Here is a 25,221-nt window from a genome sequence, read left to right as displayed (position 1 = left end):
TTGTTTGCGCTTTGCGTTGTATGTGAATTATTCGCATGAAGGCACATCAAATCTCACACTTCTGCGTTTGCGGCGTTGAGGTAAGTCTATGCCCCTTTGATTGTAACGAATAATTCATCCAGCTCTTCGTGCGAATTGATTGTAGTTCCCAGCCCCTGGTCAAGTTGGTTGATGCCGACTTGCAGCTGCTCGCGAAGGTGGGTAAGTTCGTTGGCTTTGCGGTGGGCTTCCTTTATCCACTCGGCTTTCAGTTCGTCTTCCGAGGGAGATTCCATACTCAGTACGAGTTGCTGAATCAGGTGTGCCCGCTCTTCCATGGAGAGGTGGAGTGCTTCAGCTATAAGTTCCTGGAGATTCATCTGGAATACCTCTTGCGGTGAATAATATTCATAGGGTATGCCTCCTCCGAAGATTGTCAACCTGTAACGGTGCAGGGTTGCCAGGTACATTTCCCTTGTCTTTCCTCCGCGTGCCCCGCGTCTCAAGTGAGAGTGGCGAACGGGCGAGAAACACTGCCTTGTTAGTGCCTTTGAGGCCTTTGCGTTAAACCCGCTTTTTCTCTTGCGGTTCCACTGTGAAGAGTTACGAAAACTACAGCTCCCACAGTTTGCCAAAAGGTACGGCAAAGATATGGCGTTTCGGCTCAATCGGGAGAACCGCATCGCCATCGTAGAGAATCAGGCCGCCGTGGAATGAAGTGCCAGCCACATCCGCCAGGCGCATAAGCCCACGGCCATCACGCGCTTCCAGGGTAGCGGCAGCCTTTACTTCAATGCCCCACACGGTGCCATCTGCCTCAATGATGAGATCAACCTCTACCTGGTCCTTGTCACGGTAGTAGTGAAAACGCAAATCCTTTTCGCACCAGCCACCCATAGCTATAATTTGTTGCACCACAAATGATTCCAGCAAGTGACCGAAGCGCTTGCGCTGTGGAATCCACTGCTCCGCCCGCAAGTTGGAAAGAGTTGCTGCCAGACCGCTATCACAAATATGTATCTTTGGTGTCTTCACGAGGCGCTTGCCGCGATTACTGTGCCAGGCTGGTAACTGGCGGATCAGGAAGAGCTTTTCCAGTACTCCCAGATAACGCTCAATTGTTGGGCGTGCATACCCAAGCGCATTGGCTATGGCTGCGATATTCATAAGCGAAGCTGTCTGGTGGCTGAGGTATTCCAGCAAGCGTTGCACATCAATCGCTCCACGGATAGTGGCGATATCATGAATATCCCGTTCGATTATCGAGTGCAGATATTGCTGTTGCCAGCTTCGCGCCCGTACGGGCTGACGGAAAAATGCTTCAGGGTAGCCACCCGCCACCAGGCGCCCAGGCAGCTCGCTTGCGCGGGAAGTGCCACTGGCTGGCAAGCTGGTATCCAGCTTTTTCTCCAGCCACAGATCAAGAAAACGGCCAGGCGAGTGCTGCTTTTCCGCCTCAGTCAGCGGGTGCAGGTAAAGGCATTCCATACGTCCTGCCAGCGAATCCGCCAGTCGTGGCAATTGCAGCAGGTTGGCTGAGCCCGTTAGCAGAAAACGTCCCGGATGGCGTTTGGCGTCGACACTGCGCTTGATTGCCAAGGTAAGTTCTGGAGCGCGCTGAATTTCGTCTATGGCAACCCTCTCGGGTAAATTGTCGATAAAACCCTCTGGGTCGCGCCGAGCTACCTCCAGGTAGTTGCGATCATCCAGGTTGATGTAAGTTCGGTCTGGCTCCAGGTGACGGACCAAGGTAGACTTTCCACACTGGCGAGGTCCCAGCAGGCAAACAACCGGAGTATCTGTCAGGGCCTCTTGCAGCTTGGTCGCAAGGTGTCGGGGGATGTATTCAGGATTGACAGTAGTTTTCATCATTGTCAGTCCAATTGCATGATTTGTAGTCGTCTAATTGTATATCATGGCTTCGTCTAATTGTATAGTAGAGGGCCGTCCCATTGCTCATTACTGTGCTGCTCCCATGCAGATAGGGCTTTCAGCAGCCTGCCAAAAACAAACAGCCCACGGAGTATACCGTGGGCTGTTTCCTTGGTGCCTTTGGGGGCTTTGTGTGGAACCCGCTTCTTCTCTTACTGAAAGATTGCGTCAATCTTTCGCCAGCAGCTTGCGCAGGTAATGCCCGGTATAGGAGGCTTCGATATCGCACAGTCCTTCCGGCGTTCCGCTGAAGAGTATCTGGCCGCCCCGGTTGCCACCTTCGGGGCCCAGGTCGACGATGTGGTCGGCGCACTTGATCATGTCCAGGTTGTGTTCGATGACAATGACGGTGTTGCCGGCGTCCACCAGGCGGTTGAGCACTTCGATGAGCTGGCGGATGTCGTGGAAGTGCAGGCCGGTGGTGGGTTCATCCAGGATGTAGATGGTGTCGCCGGAGTTTTTGCGGCTGAGTTCCTTGGAGAGTTTCACGCGCTGAGCCTCTCCGCCGGAGAGGGTGGTGGCGGCCTGGCCGAGCTTGATATAGCCGAGGCCCACGTCCCTGATGGTCTGCAGTTTCTGCTGGATCTTGGGGATGTTCTCGAAGAATTCGGCGGCCATATTGACGGTCATGTCCAGCATGTCGGCGATGCTTTTGCCCTTGTAGGTGATGTCCAGGGTGTCGCGGTTGAAGCGTTTGCCTTTGCAGGTTTCGCAGGTGACGTAGAGATCGGGCAGGAAGTGCATTTCGATTTTGATGGTGCCGTCGCCCTGGCAGGCTTCGCAGCGTCCGCCTTTGACGTTGAAGGAGAAGCGTCCGGCTTTGTAGCCGCGTTTTTTGGCTTCGGGGGCGCTGGCGAAGAGGTCGCGGATATGGGTGAACACGCCGGTGTAGGTGGCGGGGTTGGAGCGTGGGGTGCGTCCGATGGGGGTCTGGTCGATGGCGATGACTTTTTTGATTTTGGGGCTGGTGACCTGGATGCTGCGGTAGGGGCTGCCGCCACCGGCGTCTTCGGTGCGCAGGGTGGATGCCAGGGCGGGCAGCAGGGTGTCGATGATCAGGGTGGATTTGCCGCTGCCGCTGACGCCGGTGACGAGGGTGAAGGTTTCCAGGGGAATGCGCACGTCCACACTCTGCAGGTTGTTGCCCGCTGCGCCTTGCAGTTCCACATATTCCTTGCCGGAGCGCCTGCGGGCGGGAACCTGTATGGTTTCGCGGCCGCTGAGGTAGCTGCCGGTCAGGCTGGCTTCACAGGCCATAACCTGGGCGGGGGTGCCGGCCACCACCACTTCGCCCCCTTTGCGTCCGGCGAAGGGGCCCATGTCCACCACGAAGTCCGACTGCATGATGGTGTCCTCGTCGTGTTCCACCACGATGACGGTGTTGCCGTTGTCCCGCAGGCTCTTGAGGGTGGCGATGAGTTTGTCGTTATCGCGCTGGTGCAGGCCGATGCTGGGTTCATCCAGAATGTAGAGCACACCCATGAGTTTGGAGCCGATCTGGGTGGCCAGGCGGATGCGTTGAGCTTCGCCACCGGAGAGGGTGCTGCCCTTGCGGCTGAGTTCCAGGTAGTCCAGGCCCACGTCGTTGAGGAAGCTCAGGCGTTCGCAGATTTCCCGCAGGATGCGCTGGGCGATGACCTGGCGGTGGTCATCGAAGTGGATGGAAGTGGCGAACTGCAGGGCGGTGCCGATATTCATGGCGGTGAAGCGGGAGATATTCTGCCCATTGATCAGCACGCTGAGCACCTGCTTGTTCAGGCGTTCGCCGTTGCAGGCGGGGCAGGGTTTTTCGCGCATGAAGCGCTGCACATAGTCCTTGATGTAGGAGACGGTGGTTTCGGCAAACAGGTTCTGCAGATAGCCGATAACGCCGGTAAAGCGCGCTTCCACGATCTTGCGGAACTTGCCCGCCGAGGGCTGGGGTACCTTTTCCTGGGTACCGTAGAGCAGGATATTGTGCTGCCCCTCCGTCAAGGCGGACCAGGGCTTGTTCAGGTCGATATCATAGCGTTCGGCTACCATCTGCAGCGTTTCCCAGAAGCGGGTGGAGCTCTTGTGGGCCCAGGGGGCGATGGCCCCTTCGGCAATGGAGAGGGAGGGGTTGGGGACGATGAGGTTGGCGTCCAGCTCCAGGGAAGCGCCCAGGCCGCTGCAGTTGGGGCAGGCCCCTTCGGGAGCGTTGAAGGAGAACAGGCGCGGCTCCAGCTCGGGCATGCTGACGCCGCAATCGTGGCAGGCGGCGGTTTCGCTCATGAGCACTTCGTTGCCTTCGCGGTCGGCCACCAGCAGCAGCCCTTCGCTGTACTGCAGGGCCGTCTCCACGCTGTCGGTGACGCGCCGCTCGATGCCCTCCTTGACGGAGATGCGGTCCACCACAATATCAATGCTGTGCTTGGTGTTCTTGTCCAGCTTCACCGCCATGGCGCTGTCCATATCCAGCACCTCGCCATCCAGGCGCACGCGGGCAAAGCCCTTCTTCTTCAGGTCTTCGAAGAGCTTTTTGTACTCCCCTTTGCGGCTCCGCACCACCGGCGCCATGATCATCAGGCGGCTGCCCGCCTCCCGCTGGCAGATGGCATCCACCATCTGCTGTACCGTCTGGGAAACCAGGGGCTTGCCGCACTCGTGGCAGTGGGGTGTGCCGGCGCGGGCGTAAAGCAGGCGCAGGTAGTCATAGATCTCGGTGATGGTCGCCACCGTGGAGCGGGGATTGCGGGTGATGCTCTTCTGCTCAATGCTGATGGCGGGGCTCAGGCCCTCGATGGCATCCACATCGGGCTTGTCCATCTGCTCCAGGAACTGACGGGCGTAGGCGGACAGCGACTCCACATAGCGGCGCTGCCCTTCGGCAAAAATCGTATCAAAGGCCAGGGTGGACTTGCCACTGCCACTGACCCCGGTGATGACCACCAGCTTGTCGCGGGGAATTTCCAGATTGATATTCTTCAGGTTGTGCTCACGGGCACCTTTGATGACGATGGTATCTTTGGCCACGGTATATCTCCTTTGCAAGCTGCTGAAAAACACTCATCTGCGGCGTTGCCGGTCATCACTCGTCACTGCGACGTACAGGGGGTACGCTTCGCTCCTCGCTTTGCCCGCGCCTTGCACCTGAGCATTTTTCAATTGCTTGCTGCTTTCTGGTTTTTCAATGATCAGTTAATAACTGAAGTTTCGCATCTGGTCGTCTTAGCTTAAGGCATTATTTTACTGATGTTTGCCGCGCGGAAGCAGTGCTGATTGCAGATGCTTGGTTCATCTGGTATTTCACTTTTCGTTTCCGGATATTGCCCTTTTTGACCGCCCAAAAAGGGCACAAAAACGCGCCCCCCGAACGCCCGTTTTTCCGGCTTATTGCTCGCCTGTTCTGGAGATCCGACAGCAGGCTGCTCAAAGAGCCCCATCTGCTGTGTTGCGGGGCATCGCTCGTCACTGCGACGTACAGGGAGTACGCCTCCCTCCTCGCTTTGCCCGCGCCTTGCACCTGGGCCTCTTTGCGTTGCCTGACCCCTGCCTCCCTGCAGTGCTGCCGGACCACTCACTTCCTGTGAGTGTCCCTTCGGGTCTTGCCAGCCAGGCGTCGCATTCACCGGACGGGCTCAGGGGGGAACGGCCTGTTTCTGTCTCTCCCCCGTGGGCTGGCCCAGCCAGGACGCGCCGACTGTCAGGCTGCTGAAAAGCTCGCATCTGCGGCGTTGCCCGCAGGAGATTTTTCAACAACTGGTTTCTTCTCCCTCTTTTGGCACCTGTACGTGCGGAAAAGGGAAACCGGTATGGTAATCACTTTTCGCCATTTTGCCAAGAGTTTCCAGTTGCACAACGGGCACATAGGCAAAGAGCTCAGGGCAGAGGGCGTCAACTCCCACGGGGAGGTTGCGGCGCTATGCGCTCCCCCGTCCCTGTGATAGACTGGAGGAAATTTCGATTCCGGGAGGCGTGCCATGTTTGAAGAGGCCTGCAGATACCTGACGCAGCATCGCAGTGTTCATATAGAAGAACTTACCCACTGGCTGACCATCCCCTCGGTGTCCAGTGATCCCCAGTGCGCGGACGAGATGGTGCGCTGTGCCGAGTATACCGCCAGGCTGCTGACCGAGGCGGGCATGGAGCAGGTGGAGATTCTGCCCACCAGAGGGCATCCGCTGGTGACGGGGCAGTGGCTCCACGCGCCGGGAGCGCCAACCGTGCTGATCTATGGCCACTATGACGTGCAGCCCGCCGATCCACTGGAGCTGTGGGAAACCGGCCCCTTTGAACCCCACATCAAGGACGACACCATTGTGGCCCGGGGAGCCACCGACGACAAAGGACAGGTCTTCATGCACATCAAAGCCATCCAGGCCATGCTGAAGACATCGGGGAGCCTGCCAGTCAACGTGAAGTTCCTCATAGAGGGCGAAGAAGAGATTGCCAGCGAAAACCTGCCGACGTTTCTGAAGGAACACGGCAAGCGCTTTGAAGCGGATATCATGGTGGTCTCTGACACCGCCATGTGGGACCGGGATACCCCCAGCATCACCTTTGGCCTGCGCGGCCTGGCCTATATGGAAGTGGAGTGCACCGGCCCCGACCGCGATCTGCACTCGGGGGGCTTTGGTGGCGCCGTGGCCAATCCGGCGGAAATCCTGGCGCGCATTATCGCTTCCATTAAAAATGAAAACGGCCATATCCGCATTCCCGGCTACTACGATCAGGTGCGCGAAATCACCGACCGGGAGCGGGAGCTGCTGGCCAGGATTCCCTACGACGAGGAAAAATACAAGGCGGGCGTGGGCGTGAAGGCCCTGTGGGGCGAGCACGACCGCACCGTGCTGGAGCGGGTGTGGAGCCGGCCCACCGTGGAAGTCAACGGCATCTGGGGGGGCTATACCGGCCCCGGCGCCAAAACAGTGCTGCCCGCCAAAGCATTTGCCAAGATATCCATGCGCCTGGTGCCCGATCAGGATCCGGTGGCCATCACCGATATGGTGGCCGATTACTTCGCCAGCCAGGCGCCTTCGTCCGTAACCATCAAAGTCAATAAACTGGCCGGTGGCAAGCCCTTTCACACCTCCGTGGAAAACCCGTTCATGGAAGTTGCGGCTGACGCGCTGAAGGAAACCTTTGGCCGGGAGCCCCTCTTTATCCGCAATGGTGGCTCCATACCCATAGTGGCGGAGCTGCGCGATCTGCTGGGGCTTGACACCCTGCTGATCGGTTTTGCCCTGCCCGGCTCCCGCGCCCACTCCCCCAACGAAAACTTCCACCTGCCCACCGCCTGGAAGGGCACCGAGGCGATCATTCGCATGTACGCGAAATTTGCGGCAATACCCTGAGGCCGGTTGCCTAAAAGCTTACTGAAATGCTTCAAAACACGCCTGCTAAGGGTTCGGCAACATTGACTTTTTGCGGGCAAGGCGTACACTAATCAGGATATATTCCTGGCAGGCTGAGAAAATGGTCCAGGGGGGAAAAGTGAAAGCATCATTAAAACACCAACTGGAAGTATTTCACGAGGAGTGTCGCAAAAGGGGGCTGCGTCTGACGCCCCAGCGCCTTGAGATATTCAGGGAACTGGCCCAGTCAATGGATCACCCCAGCGCTGAACAGCTCCACCAGCGCCTGATTAAAAAGATGCCGACCCTCTCCCTGGATACCATCTACCGGACGCTGGCCACCTTTGTTCAGTACGAGCTGGTGAACAGGGTTGAGACAGCGGAATCCCAGGCCCGCTTTGAAATAGCCCATGGCCGCCATCACCACCTGATCTGCCATAAGTGCCGCGAAATTATGGATTTTGAATGGAACGACATTGATCAACTGACGCTGCCCGAACAGTTGCAAAGCTGGGGCCGGGTTGAAAAGAAGAGTGTCGTGGTCTATGGCACCTGTGAAAAGTGCCTGGGAACTGCCGAATAGGACACTTTGCCGTATTGACTGAGATTGTATGCAGGCCATCGATAGGAATTTTTCTTAATAAAAAGATATTATTGCTTTTCGGGCTGTGGTATTTTGATTTTACCGATTGCAATTTCACCGGCATTGCAACATTGGCTGTAACGTTTCTGAACCCACTTTGAAGGAGGCGAAAGATGAGCGAGCACAGTAAATGCCCCGTAACCGGAAAAACCGCCAGCAGCCCCCACGGCAAGGGAACCTCAAACCGTGACTGGTGGCCCAATCAACTCAACCTCAGTATCCTGCACCAGCATGCCCCCGCCTCAAACCCCATGGACCCCGACTTCAACTACGCCGAAGAGTTCAAAAAGCTGGACCTGAAAGCGCTGAAAGAAGACCTGTACGCCCTGATGACAGACTCCCAGGAGTGGTGGCCCGCTGACTATGGCCACTACGGCGGGTTGTTCATTCGCATGGCCTGGCACAGCGCCGGAACCTACCGCATGGGAGATGGACGCGGTGGCGGTAACACGGGGAATCAGCGTTTCGCACCCCTCAACAGCTGGCCCGACAACGCCAACCTGGACAAAGCGCGCCGTCTGCTGTGGCCCATCAAGCAAAAATACGGCAATAAAATATCCTGGGCCGACCTGATGATCCTGGCCGGCAACTGCGCCCTGGAATCCATGGGATTCAAAACCTTTGGCTTTGGCGGTGGGCGCGCGGACATCTGGCAGCCCGAAGAGGACATCTACTGGGGCTCCGAAGCGGAATGGCTTGGTGACAAGCGCTACAGCGGCGACAGACAACTGGAAAATCCCCTGGCCGCCGTGCAGATGGGGCTGATCTACGTGAATCCCGAAGGCCCCAATGGTGAGCCAAACGTGCTGGCATCGGGTCAGGACGTGCGCGAAACCTTCGCCCGCATGGGCATGAATGACGAGGAAACCGTCGCCCTGGTGGCCGGTGGACACACCTTCGGCAAGTGCCACGGCGCAGGCGATGCCGCCCAGGTTGGCCCCGAACCCGAAGCCGCCCCCGTCGAAGAGCTGGGGCTCGGCTGGATCAGCAGCCACGGCAGCGGCAAAGGGGACGACACCATCACCAGCGGCATTGAAGGCGCCTGGACCCCCAACCCCACCAAGTGGGATATGGGCTATTTCGACATGCTCTTCGGCTACGACTGGAACCTGGAAAAAAGTCCGGCCGGTGCCTACCAGTGGGTTCCCGTCAATCCGGCGGAAAGTAACCTGGCCCCGGCAGCCCACGACCCCTCCAAAAAGGTCAAGACCATCATGACCACCGCCGACTTGTCATTGCGCATGGACCCCATCTACGAACCCATCTCGCGCCGTTTCCACAAGGACCCCGCAGCCTTTGCCGACGCCTTCGCCCGCGCCTGGTTCAAGCTGACCCACCGGGATATGGGCCCCAAATCCCGCTACCTGGGACCGGAAGTACCCGCCGAAGACCTGATCTGGCAAGACCCCGTCCCCGCCGTCGATCACCCCCTGATTGACGATCAGGACATCGCCAGCCTCAAACAGAAAGTGCTGGCCGCAGGGCTTTCCACCGCCGAACTGGTCTGCACCGCCTGGGCATCGGCCTCCACCTTCCGTGGTTCCGATATGCGCGGCGGTGCCAACGGCGCCCGCATTCGCCTGGCACCCCAGAAAAACTGGGAAGTCAACCAGCCCCAGCAGCTCTCCAAAGTCCTCAGCGCCCTGGAAAGCGTGCAGCAGGAATTCAACCGCGCCCAGACAGGCGGTAAGAAAGTCTCCCTGGCCGACATCATTGTCCTCGCAGGCTGCGCCGCCGTGGAAAAAGCCGCCCAGGACGCCGGCGTCACCGTCACCGTCCCCTTTACCCCCGGACGCACCGACGCCAGCCAGGAGCAGACCGACCCCAACTCCTTTGCCGTACTGGAGCCAAAAGCAGACGGCTTCCGCAACTACCAGAAAAAGGCGTACGCCGTGCGGCCCGAGGAAATGCTGGTGGACAAAGCCCAGCTGCTGACCCTCAGCGCCCCCGAAATGACCGTGCTGGTCGGCGGCCTGCGCGTACTGGGCGCCAACGTCGGCCAGACCAGCCACGGCGTCTTCACCAAACGCCCCGGCACACTCACCAACGACTTCTTCGTCAACCTGGTGGATATGGGCACCGCCTGGAAGCCCGCCTCGGAAGCCGCAGACGTCTTTGAAGGCCGCGACCGCAAAACCGGAGAAGTGAAGTGGACCGCCACCCGGGTTGACCTGGTGTTCGGCTCCAACTCCCAGCTGCGGGCACTGGCTGAAGTCTACGCCCAGAGCGACGCCAAAGAAAAATTCGTGCGCGACTTCGTCGCCGCCTGGAACAAGGTCATGAACCTGGACCGCTTTGACCTGAAGTAACTGACGACCCCCAGAAACCTCAATGATGATTGCCCCCTGTGCCTTTGTGGTACAGGGGGCATAATTATTTCCGCAGACCGTTCACAGATAAAGAAATTCTCACACAAAGCCCGCAAAGGCGCAAAGAAAGGCAGGGGTAAAAGCAGTTTCCACCGCGAATGAACGGGAATAAACGCGAATGGGGGAAATTTCACGCAAAGACTGTGGGGAGGGGAAACCGGAAGAGCTTAACCACGGAAATCACGGAAGACACGGAAGTTACCGCGAATAGACGCGAATAAACGCGAATGGAAAGGCAGGATCTCACGCCCGTTCGCTGCGCTCACTCAAGTCGCGAAGACGCCAGGGAAAAGCAGCAACGAGCGACTGCTCAAAAACGAAGAGATTTTCACACAAAGCCCACAAAGGCGCAAAGAAAGGCAGGGGGAAAAGCAGTTTCCACCACGAATGAACACAAATATACGCGAATGGGGGAGGTAGAATTGCCCCTGCCATCACGAAGCTGGCGCGTCAAAGGCACTGTGGGTGTCTTGAAGTGTCATTTAATCCGCTAGGTCCGGAGCGCGCGGAGAAGCTTGTCGGGTTGAACTAATCATTAGCTTCGTAGTGCAATATACGTGTGCCTAACCCCAAATATTCATACGCGGCTGCAGCCTTCATCACGAGATCAGTGTCCCTGGAAATCATCAGATGGCAGAATGTCGCCAACCCGGCATGCGTCATATCACTGAAAGATGCACGGAATCGCCGCTCTCGGCTCATTTTTGAGTCCCGATAGTAGCCAATATAGTTGAGCTGATGGTAAATCCCGTTGACCTTCTCAAGCGGTGTTCTCTCGCGGCCAGCATCAGCCTCAAACGGGAAAGGCTTCAAGCCAAAGAACATCAAACTCAATTTCCTCAACCGCTAGCCGCTCTTGGACTAGATCCCAGATCTTTAGCAGAACTCCCGGTGGTTTTATATTTTTCAAGACTTTCGGCCCTAAGCCTGTGACTTGATCAAAATTCTTCACGGATATCTCCGGCTCTGCATCCAACTGCTGCCCAATCTCTTTGTACTGCTCCCCCAGAACCTCTGGGAACGCGGCTACCGCCGCCCGTATTTCTTCCGTGATCCCTGGGTTATCTCCAAGTTCTTCCATGGCGGATTCAAGCAACATGCATAACTCGTTTGCTCCTGCCAAGAATATTTCTTCGAAAGATTGAGTTTTTCGCCCATCACAGGACCACATCGTTTGCCAGAAGTCTATGTAGTCATCAGCCCAATGCCTGTTTTTCGGTGAGACGAATGATACATATTCTATCTCATCAAGCATTAAGACGATTTTTTCTCCGTACTCATAGACATTCCTAATTAATTTTTCAAAATCTCTTGATGCGCTACGCTCACTGTAATCGTCTTCAATTGTTATACCAGATTTTATGGCAATATCATTGGCTATGTCGCACAAAAACTCATTCCATTTTGATTTTCGTATATGAGGAACCTTGCAATCATAGTAAAATACAAAAGCTGATCTTTCACTCTCGCAAAGCCTTTTTAGCTTATATAAAAATGAGGTTTTACCAGTTTTTCTTAATCCAAAGATAGCCCGGTTTTCACTTTGCTTTATTGAGTCATAATAATCCATTAAGAGGTTTTGACGACCAAAAAAGTAGGCATCGTCTATAAGAGGTAATGAATAGTTAAAAAGATCCCTCCCGAAGAAATGTTTGTCGAGTGAGTTCCTTACAAACCAATCGTCACCGCTTTGTTTTGCGCGAACTAACAATTCTCTGTGAAACGGGATAACTACCCGTGATTCTTGCCGCGAAGATATATATGACTCCATCCATTCCTCTATATCTTCGACATCGGTAATAAGGAAATAGCTTAGGGTTTCTACCCTTCCTTTAGCTGGCGATGTTGCAAGAATTTGTTCCACCGCCTGAAAGGTCCTAGGCTCCATACGATCATACGGGGCATAGACCAATAGAACCTCATTTTCAAATCCATATGATTCTTTGAAGTGATCCTCAGGAGAAAGGAAATAGACGAACAGTTCTGTATTATACTCCCTTCGCCGTCGCCCCCAAGTAACAAAAAATCCATTTAAGAAAGGAATTAAGAAATCCCTATGTTCGGGATGATCGAAAAGCAACCCATCATTAACTTCCGCTCTTACCTGTCCCAATACCATTTCTCCTTAGATCCGAAAATTTGTAACGCCCGCAGCACGCGCGCCCTTGAAATGGAGCCGAAGGCGCAATGTAATGGGCGTCGCCGTGACTGCGATTGTTAGAAATCCATACCCAGATCATTGCGGATTTGCTCCCATTTTTTTGTCAGTGATGGATTTAGTTTGTGAAATACTTTAGATGAAAGAAGGCAGGAAGACGACGATTTGGCGGTTTCATAAGCTACGAAAGCATCCAGAATTGTGGCAATCTCTTTCGCAGAGTCGCCACCGATCTTATGTAAAAAGTAGTTATGCAGTCTCTCATATGTTCGTTCTTGGCGAACTCTAAGGGCCTCCAAGCTAAGCCACTGAGCAACAATTTCGCCCGAAAAAATAATTTGCGTTATCCACATCATAACATTTAAATCTATACCTCGTAACGAAAACAGAAAAATCCAACAAGCAATATATACAAGCACCCGCGCCCGTTTGGTGATAAGCATTTTTCCAGCCACTTCAGAGCTAAAAAATGCATTTTCCATAGTGTTTGCACCTAGACGCTTTATAGAAGGAGCATACATGTTATTATAGTATAGTGCCGTTTTATCATGAGATAGCGGAGTGCCAAAAGAATCTGAAAGCATTTGCTTTCTTCTCAACTGTTCCGCTCTCGGGATTAGATAAAATCGATTTACTTGCGAGGCGACGAACTGAAAAAGCACTGTCAAAATAAATAATATCGGTAATGATTTCTGCCATAGGACAGGAATATCCTCAGAGAATAGAATAATCAAAGAAAGCAGGGCGTTAATCCAGAAAAGACCTGCCACAATAAACTCTAGCCTCCCCGCTGAACGATAATAGCGAGATACCTCATCAACCCTTTCGTCTTTTTCGTCAGTCATAGTATTGGAACGATCTTTTTGATTTCGATTTCAGCCGATACTGGCATGTCATCGGCTTCATATTGCTTTGCTTTCGTCGCATAATTTTTTGCACGCTCTACTTTATCCTTGATATATTGCGGAGTATCGTAGGTGCAGCTAAAATTTTGCCAAAAATCGTAAAAATAGTCTTTTAAAGATGTGCAGAACCAGTAACTCTGGTTGACGATGTATTTTTCTAAATCATAAGAAGCGAACGGGTACCCTTGCGTAGCGTTCCAATATTTTACCAACCTAACCAAAGGTTTAATTTTATTGTTCTCAGCGGTGTTTTTATCCGATATCTGCCGGTTCGCAGAAGTGGGGTCTGTTGACATCCATTCTTCCCATGAGGACCTTGGCGATGGAATTAGATATCCATAGCTATACACAGCAGGTACAAGCTCAAACCTTATATGATTTAGTGATAATACTATTGTGGGGCTAGATTGAGATATTTCTGATCGTGAGTACTTATTCTCAGCAAACCGCCTGAGTCTATCTAGGTACGTTTGTGGCTTTTTTTGACCATCAGAGGTATCAAAAATAACCATGTAATCTATATCCGATTTTTTATCAGCCTTTCTCGGCAGAATCGTACCTCGACAACTTGATCCGAATTGAAACTTTTCATTTATACCGCCGCCAAAATATGCCTCAAGCCGCGATGATAGCGTATTGATAGATGTTGTAATATTTGATTTTTCTGTACTAGACAGCACCAAATCACTCGCTAAATTGACGAGGTACGAGTTCACAGTCATAGATTACTCCCCAAGATTTCTAACGCCGCCAACACGCGCGGCTTTGCAGTGAAGGCGAAGCCGCAACGGAAAAGCCGTCGCAGTGCTTGGCTTTGTTAGCTCTTAGCACTTCTAATCCTCAAAAAGTGTTTAACAAACGAGCTGGTTAGCTCGAATACAAATTCAATCTCAGCTGTAATGACTGCATCGTCATGCTTAATATAGGTGTTCTGATATTTTGTGTAGTAATCCACAAGCTTCTCAAACATATTTGCTAACTGTGGCGAGCCACCCCGATCTTTTACGTACTGACCGATAGTTGAAATCTGATTCTCTAGGGTTTTGTGATTTCCAAATATTTGGCGGACAAGAATTTCAAGAGCCAGCCTCAGATCATCCAAAGTATTACGCTGAAAAACACCATGGCTATGTTTTTCAAGCGCTTCATCAAAAAGCTTCTTTGCATCTGGATAGTCGGCTAACCAGTGTCTCGCCTCAATGATTTGGGTCTCGTGGATAGCCGTAAGATTATCTTGATCTGCAAAGTCTCGGTATTCTCTGAATAACTTGGTCTTTAGAGTGACAAGCTGAGCTATATCCCCGTTTGCATTCAGTCGATCACACAGCTCACGAATTATTTGATATTGCTGCTTAGGAGAAAATTTTAGCAAGTTATCAAGAAGTGCTGTCCGTTTGTTTGGTGCATCAAAAGGGTATCTAGCATGCGGGATATCGACCGAAAAATCAGCGGCGTAGGCCGATGTTATCTCTACTAGTTTTGGGCCAGACAGACCGTTATTTGTCAGCTCCGTAGCGGCGAACGAAATAAAGGCCGTTGGAATTCTATCGTGCATCGTTGTTTTCCTAAGAGCTAACTACATTTAGGCGTCAAAACTGACGTTATGCACTTTTTGAAAAAACGTCCAAATTGACACATAAAAACTCCTATCCTGAAACTCAGACTGCAACCCTTGCAGAAACGACAACTTTCTGTATAGTGTTGCATTTGTACAAGTTTATCCGTCAGATATGCAACTTGCAAAACCGTATCATTCCAAGCCTGACGCCAGGTTCAACTTGCATGGTAACACAACAAACGTTACGCGAAAATACAATTTATTGCATAGCTCGTAAATGGGGAATTTATTCATTTGTTTTCCCTTGGCGACTTTGCGCCTTGGCGAGATGCATATCTTTTCCTCTTTTTTCGTGCCTTTCGTGTTTTTCGTGGTTCAATCTCTCCTTGCCTTTTCACCGCGTCCCTGCGTGCTCCGCGAGAAACCTGCCTTTACAGGCTGCTGAAAAACCCTCATCTGTGGTGTTGCACGCCTTGCACCTGAGCATTTTTCAATTGCCTGCGTATTTTGAGGTATTGAAAGACACTTTCTTTAAAATTCTCTTTTCAGAAAAGACAATCTCCTCTCGCAAAGCCGCTGAGAACGCAAAGAAGATGGGCAGCCAAATCAGTTAACCTTGTATTTTCCTCTGCGTCTTCGCGACTTGAGTGAGCGCAGCGAACGGGCGTGAGATCCTGCCTTTCCATTCGCGTTTATTCGCGTCTATTCGCGGTAACTTCCGTGTCTTCCGTGATTTCCGTGGTTAAGCTCTTCCGGTTTCCCCTCCCCACAGTCTTTGCGTGAAATTTCCCCCATTCGTGTATATTCGGGTTCATTCGTGGTTCAGAATGCCTTTGGGTTCTCCAAACGCGGTTCCACGTCCCTTGCCTTTCCAGGCTCCTCATTCCCCCAGGTGCTTCTGCAGCCGGAATATTTCGTCCCGCACGCTGGCGGCGGATTCAAAGTCCAGTTCTTCGGCGTGGCGCTGCATTTTGGCTTGCAGTTCCACGATTTTTTCCCGGATCTGGTAGTCGGCGAGCTGGCCGATGTCCACTTTGCCTTGCAGGCGTTCCTGGCGTTCTTCGGCCAGTTCGGGGATCAGGTCTTTGCCGATGGCTTTGCTGATGCCCTGGGGGGTGATGCCGTGTTCTTCGTTGTAGGCTTGCTGGATGGCGCGGCGCTTGGCGGTGGTGTCGATGACGCTTTGCATGCTCTGGGTGACTTTATCGCCGTACATGATGACGCGGCCTTTGAGGTTGCGGGCGGCGCGGCCAGCGGTCTGCATCAGGCTGCGTTCGCTGCGCAGGAAGCCTTCCTTGTCGGCGTCCAGGATGGCGACGAGTTGCACTTCGGGGATGTCCAGGCCTTCGCGCAGCAAGTTGATGCCGACGACGACGTCATAGACGCCCAGGCGCAGGTCGCGGATGATTTCGCTGCGTTCGATGGTGTCGATTTTGGAGTGCAGGTATTTGACTTTGATGCCCAGCTGGATGAGGTAGTCGCTGAGGTTTTCGCTGAGGCGGATGGTGAGGGTGGTGACGAGGGCTTTGCCGCCTTCGGCGATGACTTTTTTCAGTTCAAAGACGAGGTTGTCCACCTGGCCGGTGGAGGGGCGCACTTCGATTTCCGGGTCCAGCAGGCCAGTGGGGCGGATGATGAGTTCGGTGATGGTGTGGCCGGAGAGTTCCTTTTCGTATTCGGCGGGGGTGGCGGAGACGTAGACGGCCTGGGGCAGGATGCTGTTGAACTCTTCAAAGTTCAGGGGGCGGTTGTCCAGGGCGGCGGGCAGGCGGAAGCCGTAGTCCACCAGGGTCATTTTGCGGCTGCGATCACCGTTGTACATGCCGCGCACCTGGGGGATGGTGACGTGGGATTCGTCAATGAAAATGAGGGCGTCGTCGGGCATGTAGCTGAGCAGGGTGTGGGGCGGCTCGCCTTCGCTGCGGCCATCCACATAGCGGGAGTAGTTTTCGATGCCCTGGCAGAAGCCGAACTCCTCCAGCATTTCAATGTCGAAGTTGGTGCGCTGTTCAATGCGCTGGGCTTCCAGCAGTTTGTTTTCGCTGCGGAAATAGTCCAGGCGTTTTTTCAGGTCGGCCTTGATGCTGCCGATGGCCCGCTCGATGATGCTTTTGTCGGCCACGTAGTGGCTGTTGGGGTAGATGCGCAGCTTTTCAATGCTGCGGCGCTTTTCACCGGTCAGGGGGTCGATTTCCCAGATGGCTTCCACGGTGTCGCCGAAGAATTCAATGCGGATGGCGGAGTCGATTTCGTAGGAGGGGAAGATTTCGATGATGTCACCCCGGCGGCGAAAGGTTCCACGGCGAAAGTCAGTGTCGTTGCGGGTGTACTGCACGCGCACCAGCTCTCCGGCCAGCTCCTCCATGTCCACTTCGCTGTCCACATCCACGGGGATGACCATGTCCAGGTAGAATTCGGCGGAGCCCAGGCCGTAGATGCAGCTGACGGAGGCAACGATAAGTACGTCACGGCGCTCCAGGATGGAGCGGGTGGCGCTGTGGCGCAGGCGGTCGATCTTGTCGTTGATGCTGGAGTCCTTCTCGATGAAGGTATCGGTGGTGGGAATATAGGCTTCGGGCTGGTAGTAGTCGTAGTAGCTGACAAAGTACTCCACGGCGTTGTCGGGGAAAAACTCCTTGAACTCCTGATAGAGCTGGGCCGCCAGGGTCTTGTTGTGGGCGATGACCAGGGTGGGTTTCTGCACGGCTTCCACGATCTTGGCCATGGTGTAGGTTTTGCCCGAGCCCGTTACCCCCAGCAGCACCTGGTGCTTTGTGCCCTCCGTGATGTGGCGGGTGATTTTTTCGATGGCCTGGGGCTGTGAGCCGGCGGGGGAGTAGGGGGAGACGACGCGGAATTGCATGGAAAACACCCTCTGGCTGAAGTTTCTCTGCAGTATAGCAGGTGCGGGACGCGGTCTCCACTTTCATCTGTCCGGATTACCGGCTCAGTAATAGGGGATTCCCAGGAAGAGGTAGGCTGCGCCCCGGCCCTCACTGCCATGGGCCAGGGAGAGGTAGAGGGGGCCGAGCCCAGTGTCCAGGGCGGTGAAGAGGCTGGCTGACCACGGGCTGTGGCGCAGGTTGTCGTGGGAGAAGTCCGGTTCATCCCACACGTTGCCGGTTTCCAGCAGCACTCCGCTGTAGGCTTTGCCCAGCACGGGCAGGCTGCCCGTGTGGCGAAAGGCCATCAGTTGTGCCAGGGCCACTCGCTCGCCCACCAGTTCTTCGCCGCGATAGGCGCTCAGGTTGAAGAACCCTCCCAGGCGGAACTGGTCGAAATAGGGTATATCGGTGTCCAGTCCACTGCCGCCCCGGAACGAGAGTACGACACTGTTTCTGCCCCAGCTCAGGGCGTGGGCAGCGCGGCCTTCAACGCGCCGGTAGGAGGTCTGGCTGTCGGGGTTGTCCAGGGTCGCGTACCAGTCAAGGGCAAAGGCACTGCCCTGGGTGGGAAAGGTGGGATTATCCATCTGGTCATAGGTGATGCTGGCGGTATAGCCGGTCTGCCACTGCTCGTCCTCGGGCAGGGCGGAATCCCCCACCAGGACGGTGGCCCTGTGGAAGCGGCGCACGATGCCCAGGCGCCCTTCACCCCAGCGCCCCACATGGGTGCCGATTTCCAGGCCGGTGCCATAGTGGCTGACGTTGTAACGGGCAATGGGCTGCTCCTGCTGATACACCTGATGAGGCTGGCTGTGATAGCTGATGTGGGGGGCGAGGAAGAGCTCGCTGCCCAGGAAGAGGGGCTGGTTGAACTCGCTGTACAGCTGCCGCTCGTGGCCGATCTTGAAGATATTGCGCCACTGGGCGCCAAGGCCGTTCAGCCAGGTTTTGCGATAGCTTGCCAGGGCGGTGAAGCGGGAGTCACCTTCAGAGTCAGTGTAAAGCTCCATGCCAAAGCGCAGAAAATCGCCACCGGGCCTCTCCGTGGCGCTGATGATAACGTGGGTGCCGTTGCCGGGCTCCTCGCTCAGGTGGTAATCCAGACGCTCAAAGTCTCCGCTGGCGTAGATGCGGTTCAGGCTGGCGTGGAGGGTGGACTGGTCAAAGGCCTGCTGCGGGTCGAGCCGCAGGCGTCGCTGCAGCACGTCGGGATTGACGCGGGTCAGCTCAGGCAGGCTGATCGTGCGGATAGACAGCGAGTGGGCCAGGGGAGTACGGTGCTCGCGATACCACTGGTCGTATTCGCCCGGGCTGAGGCTGAGGGGCCGCAGCTGGTCGTAGAGCAGGGCAGCGGCCCGGTAGCCTTCGGCGATCAGGGGGCGTACGGGGGTGAAATCGCTGGCCGAATAGCTGCCGACTCTGGGGCTGATGAGGAGGTCGTAGGGGCGCAGTTCCTGCAGTCCATGGCGCACATTGTACTGGACGGGGATTTTGGTGATGCGCTGGGCCACTGTCAGGATGGAAGCAGGCTCATCCGCCCGGGCGCCGGTATCGGTATCGGGGCTGATGTTGACGGCGATGATGAGGTCGGGCTTGCAGTCCCGAAGGGCCACTGCGATGGGCAGATTGTTGACCAGGGCGCCGTCGAAGAGCAGGCGACCTTCATGGTATACGGGAGGAAAGACGCCGGGGACGCTCATGCTGGCCAGCAGGGCTGTGGAGAGATCACCCCTGCTCATGGTGACGGCTTCGCCGCTTTCCAGGTCGGTGCCGATGGCCCGGAAGGGGATGGGCATCTGGTCAAAGTCCATCACTGGCTGGAATCCCGTCAGCTCCCGGAAGAAAAAGTGCAGATTGTGGGTGTTGATCAATCCGGCAACGGGGTAGATGCGCGTACCCTGCATGTTGATGGTGAAGTCGAAAAAGTTGAGCCAGTCTTCCTGCTTCTGGTGGAAGGGAATGAAGGAGCGGTGGGGCGTACTGGAAAAGAGACGCTCCCAGTCGGCGCTGCTGATGGCTTCTTCCAGCTTCTGTACCGAAAAGCCGCTGGCGTAGGCACCTCCCACCAGCGCTCCCATGCTGGTTCCCGCGATGCAGTGCACGGGAACGCGCATCTCCTCCAGAAACTGCAGCACTCCCACATGGGCGATGCCCTTGGCTCCGCCGCCGCTGAGCACCAGGGCGACGCGGGGCGACTCCTGGGCTGAGCCGGACATGGCCGTGGCGACCAGCAGACAAAGGGGCAAAAGGGTGCTTCGCAGGTATTTCATCACGGCACCTTGCGCAGGTGAGCCAGGTAAAAGCTATCCATGAACGCGTCGGGCAGAATGCGCCTGGTTCTTTCCAGGCGCGGGTCGAACTCCTTGCCCAGCCAGTGGGTCAGGCCGGGTATGGTGTTGGCGAAGGGCAGCTCCAGCGGTAGAATATCCACCGCGTCACCATATTTTTTCAGCAGCGCCGCCACCATGGCTTCGTTTTCTTCAGGCGCGAAGGAGCAGGTGCAGTAGACCATGGTTCCCCCTGGCTTGAGAGACTGCCAGGCCGAAAAGAGCAGGGGCTTCTGTTTGCGGGCCGCCTCACGGATTTTCGCGGGGCTCCAGAACTGCCAGCTGGCAGGATTGTCGGCGTGAAAACGGGCCTCCGAAGAGCAGGGCGCGTCCAGCAACACCCGGTCAAAGTGCTCTGGACAGGCCAGGCCCACAGTGCGCCCGTCGCGCAGATAGGTGTGTACGATGGAAGCCCCAAAGGCTTCCACATTGGCCTTCAGGCGAAAGAAGCGGTCCTTGACCGCCTCCACAGCGGATATCCAGCCGCGGTTTTCCATCAGAGCCGCCAGGTGCAGGGTCTTGCCACCGGGGGCGGCCGCCAGATCGAGCACCTGTTCGCCGGGCCGGGGATTCAGGAGCAGTACGGGTGCCATGCTGGAGAGATTCTGTATATAGATACGGCCCTCAGAAAAAGCAGCGGAAGTACTCAGCAGGGAGCGCTGCCCGTGGGGCACCACAAAAGCTTCCGCGCACCAGGGAACCGGGCTGGCACTGATGTCCAGGGCTGAGAGCTCTGCCAGCGCGTCCGCCGTGGAACTGCGCAGCGTATTCACCCGAAAGGAGCAGGTTCGGTGCTGGTGAAAGGTGGCAAAGACCTGTTCGTACCAGGATGGGGGTACGATGGCGGTCAGGCGTTGCAGAAACTCCGCGGGCAGGGGGCTGCTGTAACTCATGTCATGAACCTCTGATTCTCTTCAGGTGCCTGGTATAATAGCGTAAAAAAATTAACATGTAACTGAAGTTTCGCATCCCCGAAACGGCAGGTTGTCAGCGCTGACCCTGATGTCATGCTGCAATGGCCGAAATGGTTCTACACAGACTGCGTCGCTTGACATTATCCTCACCATATATACGAGTTTCTTTTGCCACTTTTTTCCCGCAAAAAGTGGCTGGGAAGCGGCCCCCAGTGCTGTCCTTTTCAGCCGTCCGCTTGCCTGGAACTGGGGACCGCAAACAACCGCCCTCCATGGCTTTTGGTTTGCGGTTGCCGCCCTCGTGGCGGCAACCCTGCGGGTCCATCGCGTTATGCAGGCAATTGAAAAGTTCTCAGGTGCAAGGCGCAAGCAAGGTGAGGAGTGAGACGTACTCCCTGTACGTCGCAGTGACGAGCGATGCCCGGCAACGCAGCAGATGGGCCTCTTTGGGCAGCCTGCTGCCGGATCTCCAGAACAGGCGAGCAAACGATCCGGAAAAACGGGCGTTCGGGGGGCGGTTTTTTTGGTCCTTTTTTGGCCGCACCAAAAAAGGGCAATGTACGGCATAGCCTGGATGCTGAATGAGTCAAGCAGGGAAAACGGAAGCGATTTGCTCGTGGCAAATGACAATTATCTAACGCTTTACTCCAAAGTCAAGAGGCGCGAAAGTTGAGATGTAAGTAATTCCAACTTAATACGTATGAATCGCGGATGTAACTCCAGAAATTCACATTCACAATGGGCATCGCCAGATATCATCGAAGTGTTTTGCCACTTTTGACTCGCCCAAAGCGGCTGGGAAACGATCTCCCGTACTGCCCTTTTCAGCTCACGCACTGGAGTGAGGCAAAGAAAATCGTCAACTATATCCTTGTGATATGGAAAACGCGATGTAATTCAGCGGGGGATTTGTACCGCTGGCAGGGGAGGTGACAGAATAGAACAAAAGAATTTTCGCACAATAAAACAATATGCTATAGTCAGCGAGTTTGCAAAAAAGCCTTGACAGGTTTGCTATACTTAACTGATCGAAAGAATCCGGCTCCCGTAACAGGAACACTCCCTATGCAACAGACACGCGTTCTCATCGTCGAAGACGAGAGTATTGTAGCACTGGATATCAAAAGCACCCTGAAGAACCTTGGTTATGATGTGGCCGGAATATGCGCCTATGGCGAAGAAGCTGTCAAGGCGGTCGAGGATCTCTCCCCCCATCTGGTGCTGATGGATATCGTGCTCAAGGGCGACATGGATGGTATTGAAGCAGCGGAAATCATCCGCCAGCGCTTCCATGTTCCCGTGGTCTTCCTCACTTCCCATGCCGACAAACAGACTCTGGAGCGGGCCAAAATCACCAAACCCTTCGGGTATATCATCAAGCCCTTTGACGACCGCGAAATTCACTCCAATATCGAAATGGCCCTGCACAGTCACGATGTGGAAAAGCGTCTGCGCGAAAGCGAAGAGCTGTTTCGCGTCCTGGCGGAGAACTCGGTTGCCGGCATCTTTATTGTGGAGAACGATCGCTTTGTCTATGCCAATCCGGAGTTTTTGAAGATTACCGGTTACAGCGCCGATGAGCTGGAGCAGATTCCCTTCTCCCAGCTTCTGTGCAACGAATTCCGCTATATCGCCGAGTCCATGCATAACTGCGATGTGGCGGCCAAGATGCAGAAGACCATTCGGATCACCTCCAGGGATCAGGATGAGCGCTGGCTGGAGCTTGCCACCAACACGGTGGTGCTGCGGGATCGCTGCTCCGGTATCGGCACGGCCATGGATGTCAACGAACTCAAGCAGCTGCAGATGCAGATGGAGATATTTGCCACCACGGATATGCTGACGGGTTGCTACAACCGCCGCAAGTTCGAGGATATTTTTCGGGTGGAGACCGAGCGGGCACGACGCTACCGGCAGCCTCTGGCGGCGGTACTCTTTGATATCGATCACTTCAAGCAGGTGAATGATACCCATGGGCACAATGTGGGCGATGATGTGCTGCGCACTCTGGCAGCGCTGGTCCGGGGCAGCCTGAGGCCCAGCGATTACCTGGTACGCTGGGGGGGCGAAGAGTTCCTGGTGCTGGCGACGGAAACCAACGCCCGCCAGGGTGGCCATCTTGCCCAGCGCATCCGCCGTCTGATCGAACGCAGCGAGTTCGCGGCGGTGGGGACGGTGACCATCAGCCTTGGTGTGACGGAGTTTGTGTCGGACGATGAGCTGCATACCTTCATCAAGAGGGCCGACGACGCGCTCTATCTGGCGAAAAACAAGGGGCGCAACCGGGTGGAGGTTCATGGGCTCAGCTCGGAAGAAGCCCGTGAAACGGGTCCATGAAGCAGCGCTGGTCAATGAAGGACTTCACCTGTATTCACTTCCCCCTGCTTGCCATTGTCCTGATATTTTTCTGCCTGCTGCCCTTCCTTGTCCACCAGTCCCACTCAAGAATAACTCTTCAGAACGAAAATGCCATCGCGGAGACCCGCCAGCTTTTCCAGCACACCATTGATCTGCGCCATGCCATAGCCTCATTCAGCTACGAAACCGCTTTCAATATTCCCCGCATCCAGCAGCTGCTGTGGGAGCACTCCCGAGGTGAGCGCCTGGCGGAAGCCGTGCGTCGGGAACTGGCCAGTGAAGCGCAAAGCATATATCGTTCATTGCAGCGGATGGGCTTTGATCACCTCTACTTCCATGACAGAGACGGAACCGTGGTACTGCGCATGCACGCGCCCCATGCCTTCGGGGATAACCAGCAGCACAGCCGTGCCATGATTGCCGCCATGGTTGAAAAGCCCGTGGCTCTCAGCGGATTTGAAGGTGGTCAGATGACCACGGGGCTGCGTTTTCTGTTCCCCCTTTTTCACCAGGGGGTGCATGTGGGCTCCGTTGAGGTGGCGAGTTCCTCCGCCAGTCTGTCCCGGGAGTTTTCCTCGACCTTGTCCTCCTCCTCCTATCACTTCCTCGTTCCTCGTGCAGCGGTGAAAGCCCGTGTCTCGGCGTCGGATTTTCGGCGCAACTATGGTGAAAGCCTGATGTGCCCGGAGTTTGTTATCGAAAGCGCGCTGACCTCCCCCGATGAAAGGGGGCAGCTGGCTGACCTGGAGCGGGCCCTGGCAAAGCAGCGCTCCTTTGACTGCTCTGTCCTGATGGGTCCCGAACCCGGCGCGACAGTGCTGCGCTGGCAGGAGCATAACTACCAGGTGCTCGCGCTGCCCGTCAGGGACTTTGCCGACACGACCATCGCCCACCTGGTGGTCTACCGGAAGGCTCCTGTCATTGGTCAGATCAAGCGTTCTTTCTGGCTGGCGTTCACCGGCCTGGGAGTGGTGACGACACTGGCGGTTATCTTTGTGATTCTGCGCATTCGCCACCGCCTGACGCTGGAGCAGCAGCTGCAGCAGAAAATCGTCCTGGAGGAGCAGCGCGAGCAGCAGGCCCGGGATCTGGAGAGCAAGAATCGCACCCTGGAGCGGGCTCAGGATGAACTTGTACAGAAAACCATCGAGCTTGAGCGCAGCAATTACTACAAATCGGAGTTCCTGGCTAATATGTCCCATGAACTGCGCACGCCCCTGAACTCTATTTTGCTGCTCTCTTCGCTGCTGATGCGCAGTGAAGCGGAGTTTCGCCCGGAGGAAGTGGAGAAGTTCAAGGTGATCCACATCTGCGGCAAGGAGCTTTTGACCATGATCGACGAGGTTCTGGATTTCTCCCGCCTTGAATCGGGGCGGGTGGAACTTCACCTGGAGCCTCTGCACACCAGTTTTCTGGTGGATTTTCTGCGCAGCAAGTATCACTATGAAGCCAGTGAGAAGGGGTTGGAGCTCGTGGTGGAAGATCAGTGGCAAGGTTCCATGATCACCGACAGCAAGCGACTGCTGCAGATTCTGCAGAACCTCATCGTCAACGGACTGAAGTTTACCCGTGCGGGCCACGTGAGCCTGCGCATACAACCCAGCGGACGGGCTGATCTGCCGCTGAGCTTCACCGTCTGCGATACGGGAATCGGTATCGAACAGGCGAAGCGGCAAGTCATTTTCGAAGCCTTTACCCAGGCCGATGGCAGTATCAGCCGCGAATTCAAAGGCACTGGCCTCGGTCTGGCCATCAGTCGTAACCTGGCAGTACTGCTGGGAGGCACACTCACTCTGCAGAGCAGTGAAATGGGCAAGGGCAGCTGTTTTGAGCTGCTGCTGCCCCAGGAAAGCACGCTGCCCGACTGAAGAGATTGGC

The 25,221-nt window shown here is 55.4% G+C and carries 16 protein-coding genes; 5 read left to right on the top strand and 11 right to left on the bottom strand.

Going from position 1 to position 25,221, the window contains the following annotated elements; translation table 11 throughout:
* Positions 1–86: 86 nt before the first annotated feature.
* From SELIN_RS15170 to uvrA, 3 genes are all read right to left on the bottom strand, one after another.
* The gene (locus SELIN_RS15170; RefSeq protein ID WP_049871151.1) at positions 87–449 is read right to left on the bottom strand and encodes an addiction module protein; all 363 of its coding nucleotides are present in this window, start codon (positions 447–449) and stop codon (positions 87–89) included.
* A 142-nt stretch (positions 450–591) separates the two neighbouring features.
* Positions 592–1,848 carry an ATP-binding protein gene (locus tag SELIN_RS13255; protein ID WP_269493444.1) on the bottom strand — a complete coding sequence of 419 codons (1,257 nt, stop codon included), beginning with the start codon at positions 1,846–1,848 and terminating at the stop codon, positions 592–594.
* Between the two features lie 231 nt (positions 1,849–2,079).
* A complete protein-coding gene (gene uvrA / locus SELIN_RS13250; protein WP_013507143.1) occupies positions 2,080–4,905 on the bottom strand; it encodes an excinuclease ABC subunit UvrA in 2,826 nt (941 codons plus the stop codon).
* A 947-nt stretch (positions 4,906–5,852) separates the two neighbouring features.
* Here uvrA and SELIN_RS13240 point away from each other — a divergent pair.
* The 3 genes from SELIN_RS13240 (at position 5,853) to katG (ending at position 10,178) form a co-directional block, all read left to right on the top strand.
* Positions 5,853–7,226, top strand: a complete 1,374-nt coding sequence (locus SELIN_RS13240; protein ID WP_013507142.1) for a dipeptidase — start codon at positions 5,853–5,855, stop codon at positions 7,224–7,226.
* A 139-nt stretch (positions 7,227–7,365) separates the two neighbouring features.
* Positions 7,366–7,809, top strand: a complete 444-nt coding sequence (locus SELIN_RS13235; RefSeq protein WP_198007102.1) for a Fur family transcriptional regulator — start codon at positions 7,366–7,368, stop codon at positions 7,807–7,809.
* Between the two features lie 173 nt (positions 7,810–7,982).
* Positions 7,983–10,178, top strand: coding sequence for a catalase/peroxidase HPI (gene katG, locus SELIN_RS13230; RefSeq protein ID WP_013507140.1), 2,196 nt, complete (start codon positions 7,983–7,985; stop codon positions 10,176–10,178).
* A 588-nt stretch (positions 10,179–10,766) separates the two neighbouring features.
* On the opposite strand, the gene SELIN_RS14295 is transcribed toward katG, so the two are convergent.
* The 8 genes from SELIN_RS14295 to SELIN_RS13195 form a co-directional block, all read right to left on the bottom strand.
* Positions 10,767–11,066: a hypothetical protein gene (locus SELIN_RS14295; RefSeq protein WP_156788084.1), complete on the bottom strand. Its 300-nt coding sequence runs from the start codon at positions 11,064–11,066 to the stop codon at positions 10,767–10,769.
* Positions 11,032–12,351, bottom strand: a complete 1,320-nt coding sequence (locus SELIN_RS14290; RefSeq protein ID WP_013507139.1) for an ATP-binding protein — start codon at positions 12,349–12,351, stop codon at positions 11,032–11,034. Before SELIN_RS14290 ends, SELIN_RS14295 begins: the two co-directional genes overlap by 35 nt.
* A gap of 104 nt (positions 12,352–12,455) precedes the next feature.
* Positions 12,456–13,241 carry a hypothetical protein gene (locus tag SELIN_RS13220; protein ID WP_013507138.1) on the bottom strand — a complete coding sequence of 262 codons (786 nt, stop codon included), beginning with the start codon at positions 13,239–13,241 and terminating at the stop codon, positions 12,456–12,458.
* Positions 13,238–14,023, bottom strand: a complete 786-nt coding sequence (locus SELIN_RS13215; protein ID WP_013507137.1) for an SMODS domain-containing nucleotidyltransferase — start codon at positions 14,021–14,023, stop codon at positions 13,238–13,240. Before SELIN_RS13215 ends, SELIN_RS13220 begins: the two co-directional genes overlap by 4 nt.
* A gap of 95 nt (positions 14,024–14,118) precedes the next feature.
* A complete protein-coding gene (locus SELIN_RS13210; RefSeq protein WP_013507136.1) occupies positions 14,119–14,856 on the bottom strand; it encodes a hypothetical protein in 738 nt (245 codons plus the stop codon).
* 883 nt (positions 14,857–15,739) lie between these two features.
* Positions 15,740–17,722, bottom strand: a complete 1,983-nt coding sequence (gene uvrB, locus SELIN_RS13205; protein WP_013507135.1) for an excinuclease ABC subunit UvrB — start codon at positions 17,720–17,722, stop codon at positions 15,740–15,742.
* 84 nt (positions 17,723–17,806) lie between these two features.
* Positions 17,807–20,014 carry a patatin-like phospholipase family protein gene (locus SELIN_RS13200; protein WP_013507134.1) on the bottom strand — a complete coding sequence of 736 codons (2,208 nt, stop codon included), beginning with the start codon at positions 20,012–20,014 and terminating at the stop codon, positions 17,807–17,809.
* Positions 20,014–20,964, bottom strand: a complete 951-nt coding sequence (locus tag SELIN_RS13195; RefSeq protein WP_013507133.1) for an RsmB/NOP family class I SAM-dependent RNA methyltransferase — start codon at positions 20,962–20,964, stop codon at positions 20,014–20,016. Before SELIN_RS13195 ends, SELIN_RS13200 begins: the two co-directional genes overlap by 1 nt.
* A gap of 1,086 nt (positions 20,965–22,050) precedes the next feature.
* On the opposite strand from SELIN_RS13195, the gene SELIN_RS13190 reads away from it, so the two are divergent.
* Both SELIN_RS13190 and SELIN_RS13185 read left to right on the top strand, forming a co-directional pair.
* Positions 22,051–23,322 carry a diguanylate cyclase gene (locus SELIN_RS13190; RefSeq protein WP_013507131.1) on the top strand — a complete coding sequence of 424 codons (1,272 nt, stop codon included), beginning with the start codon at positions 22,051–22,053 and terminating at the stop codon, positions 23,320–23,322.
* Positions 23,323–23,336: 14 nt separating this feature from the next.
* A complete protein-coding gene (locus SELIN_RS13185) occupies positions 23,337–25,211 on the top strand; it encodes an ATP-binding protein (RefSeq protein ID WP_198007101.1) in 1,875 nt (624 codons plus the stop codon).
* The last annotated feature ends 10 nt before the right edge of the window (positions 25,212–25,221 follow it).

This window comes from Desulfurispirillum indicum S5 (assembly GCF_000177635.2).
GTDB lineage: Bacteria > Chrysiogenota > Chrysiogenetes > Chrysiogenales > Chrysiogenaceae > Desulfurispirillum > Desulfurispirillum indicum.
The sequence above is the reverse complement of the archived record's forward strand: the minus strand, read 5'-3'. Positions and strand labels throughout refer to the sequence as shown.

What these genes read in the sequence shown, in the direction of transcription:
- SELIN_RS13190 (WP_013507131.1), top strand. Translation starts at nt 22,051, where the DNA reads ATGCAACAGACACGCGTTCTCATCGTCGAAGACGAGAGTATTGTAGCA.
- SELIN_RS13215 (WP_013507137.1), bottom strand. Translation starts at nt 14,023, where the DNA reads ATGACTGTGAACTCGTACCTCGTCAATTTAGCGAGTGATTTGGTGCTG.
- SELIN_RS13200 (WP_013507134.1), bottom strand. Translation starts at nt 20,014, where the DNA reads ATGAAATACCTGCGAAGCACCCTTTTGCCCCTTTGTCTGCTGGTCGCC.
- SELIN_RS13195 (WP_013507133.1), bottom strand. Translation starts at nt 20,964, where the DNA reads ATGAGTTACAGCAGCCCCCTGCCCGCGGAGTTTCTGCAACGCCTGACC.
- SELIN_RS13185 (WP_198007101.1), top strand. Translation starts at nt 23,337, where the DNA reads ATGAAGGACTTCACCTGTATTCACTTCCCCCTGCTTGCCATTGTCCTG.
- SELIN_RS15170 (WP_049871151.1), bottom strand. Translation starts at nt 449, where the DNA reads ATGTACCTGGCAACCCTGCACCGTTACAGGTTGACAATCTTCGGAGGA.
- SELIN_RS13210 (WP_013507136.1), bottom strand. Translation starts at nt 14,856, where the DNA reads ATGCACGATAGAATTCCAACGGCCTTTATTTCGTTCGCCGCTACGGAG.
- uvrB (WP_013507135.1), bottom strand. Translation starts at nt 17,722, where the DNA reads ATGCAATTCCGCGTCGTCTCCCCCTACTCCCCCGCCGGCTCACAGCCC.
- katG (WP_013507140.1), top strand. Translation starts at nt 7,983, where the DNA reads ATGAGCGAGCACAGTAAATGCCCCGTAACCGGAAAAACCGCCAGCAGC.
- SELIN_RS13220 (WP_013507138.1), bottom strand. Translation starts at nt 13,241, where the DNA reads ATGACTGACGAAAAAGACGAAAGGGTTGATGAGGTATCTCGCTATTAT.
- SELIN_RS13240 (WP_013507142.1), top strand. Translation starts at nt 5,853, where the DNA reads ATGTTTGAAGAGGCCTGCAGATACCTGACGCAGCATCGCAGTGTTCAT.
- SELIN_RS13255 (WP_269493444.1), bottom strand. Translation starts at nt 1,848, where the DNA reads ATGAAAACTACTGTCAATCCTGAATACATCCCCCGACACCTTGCGACC.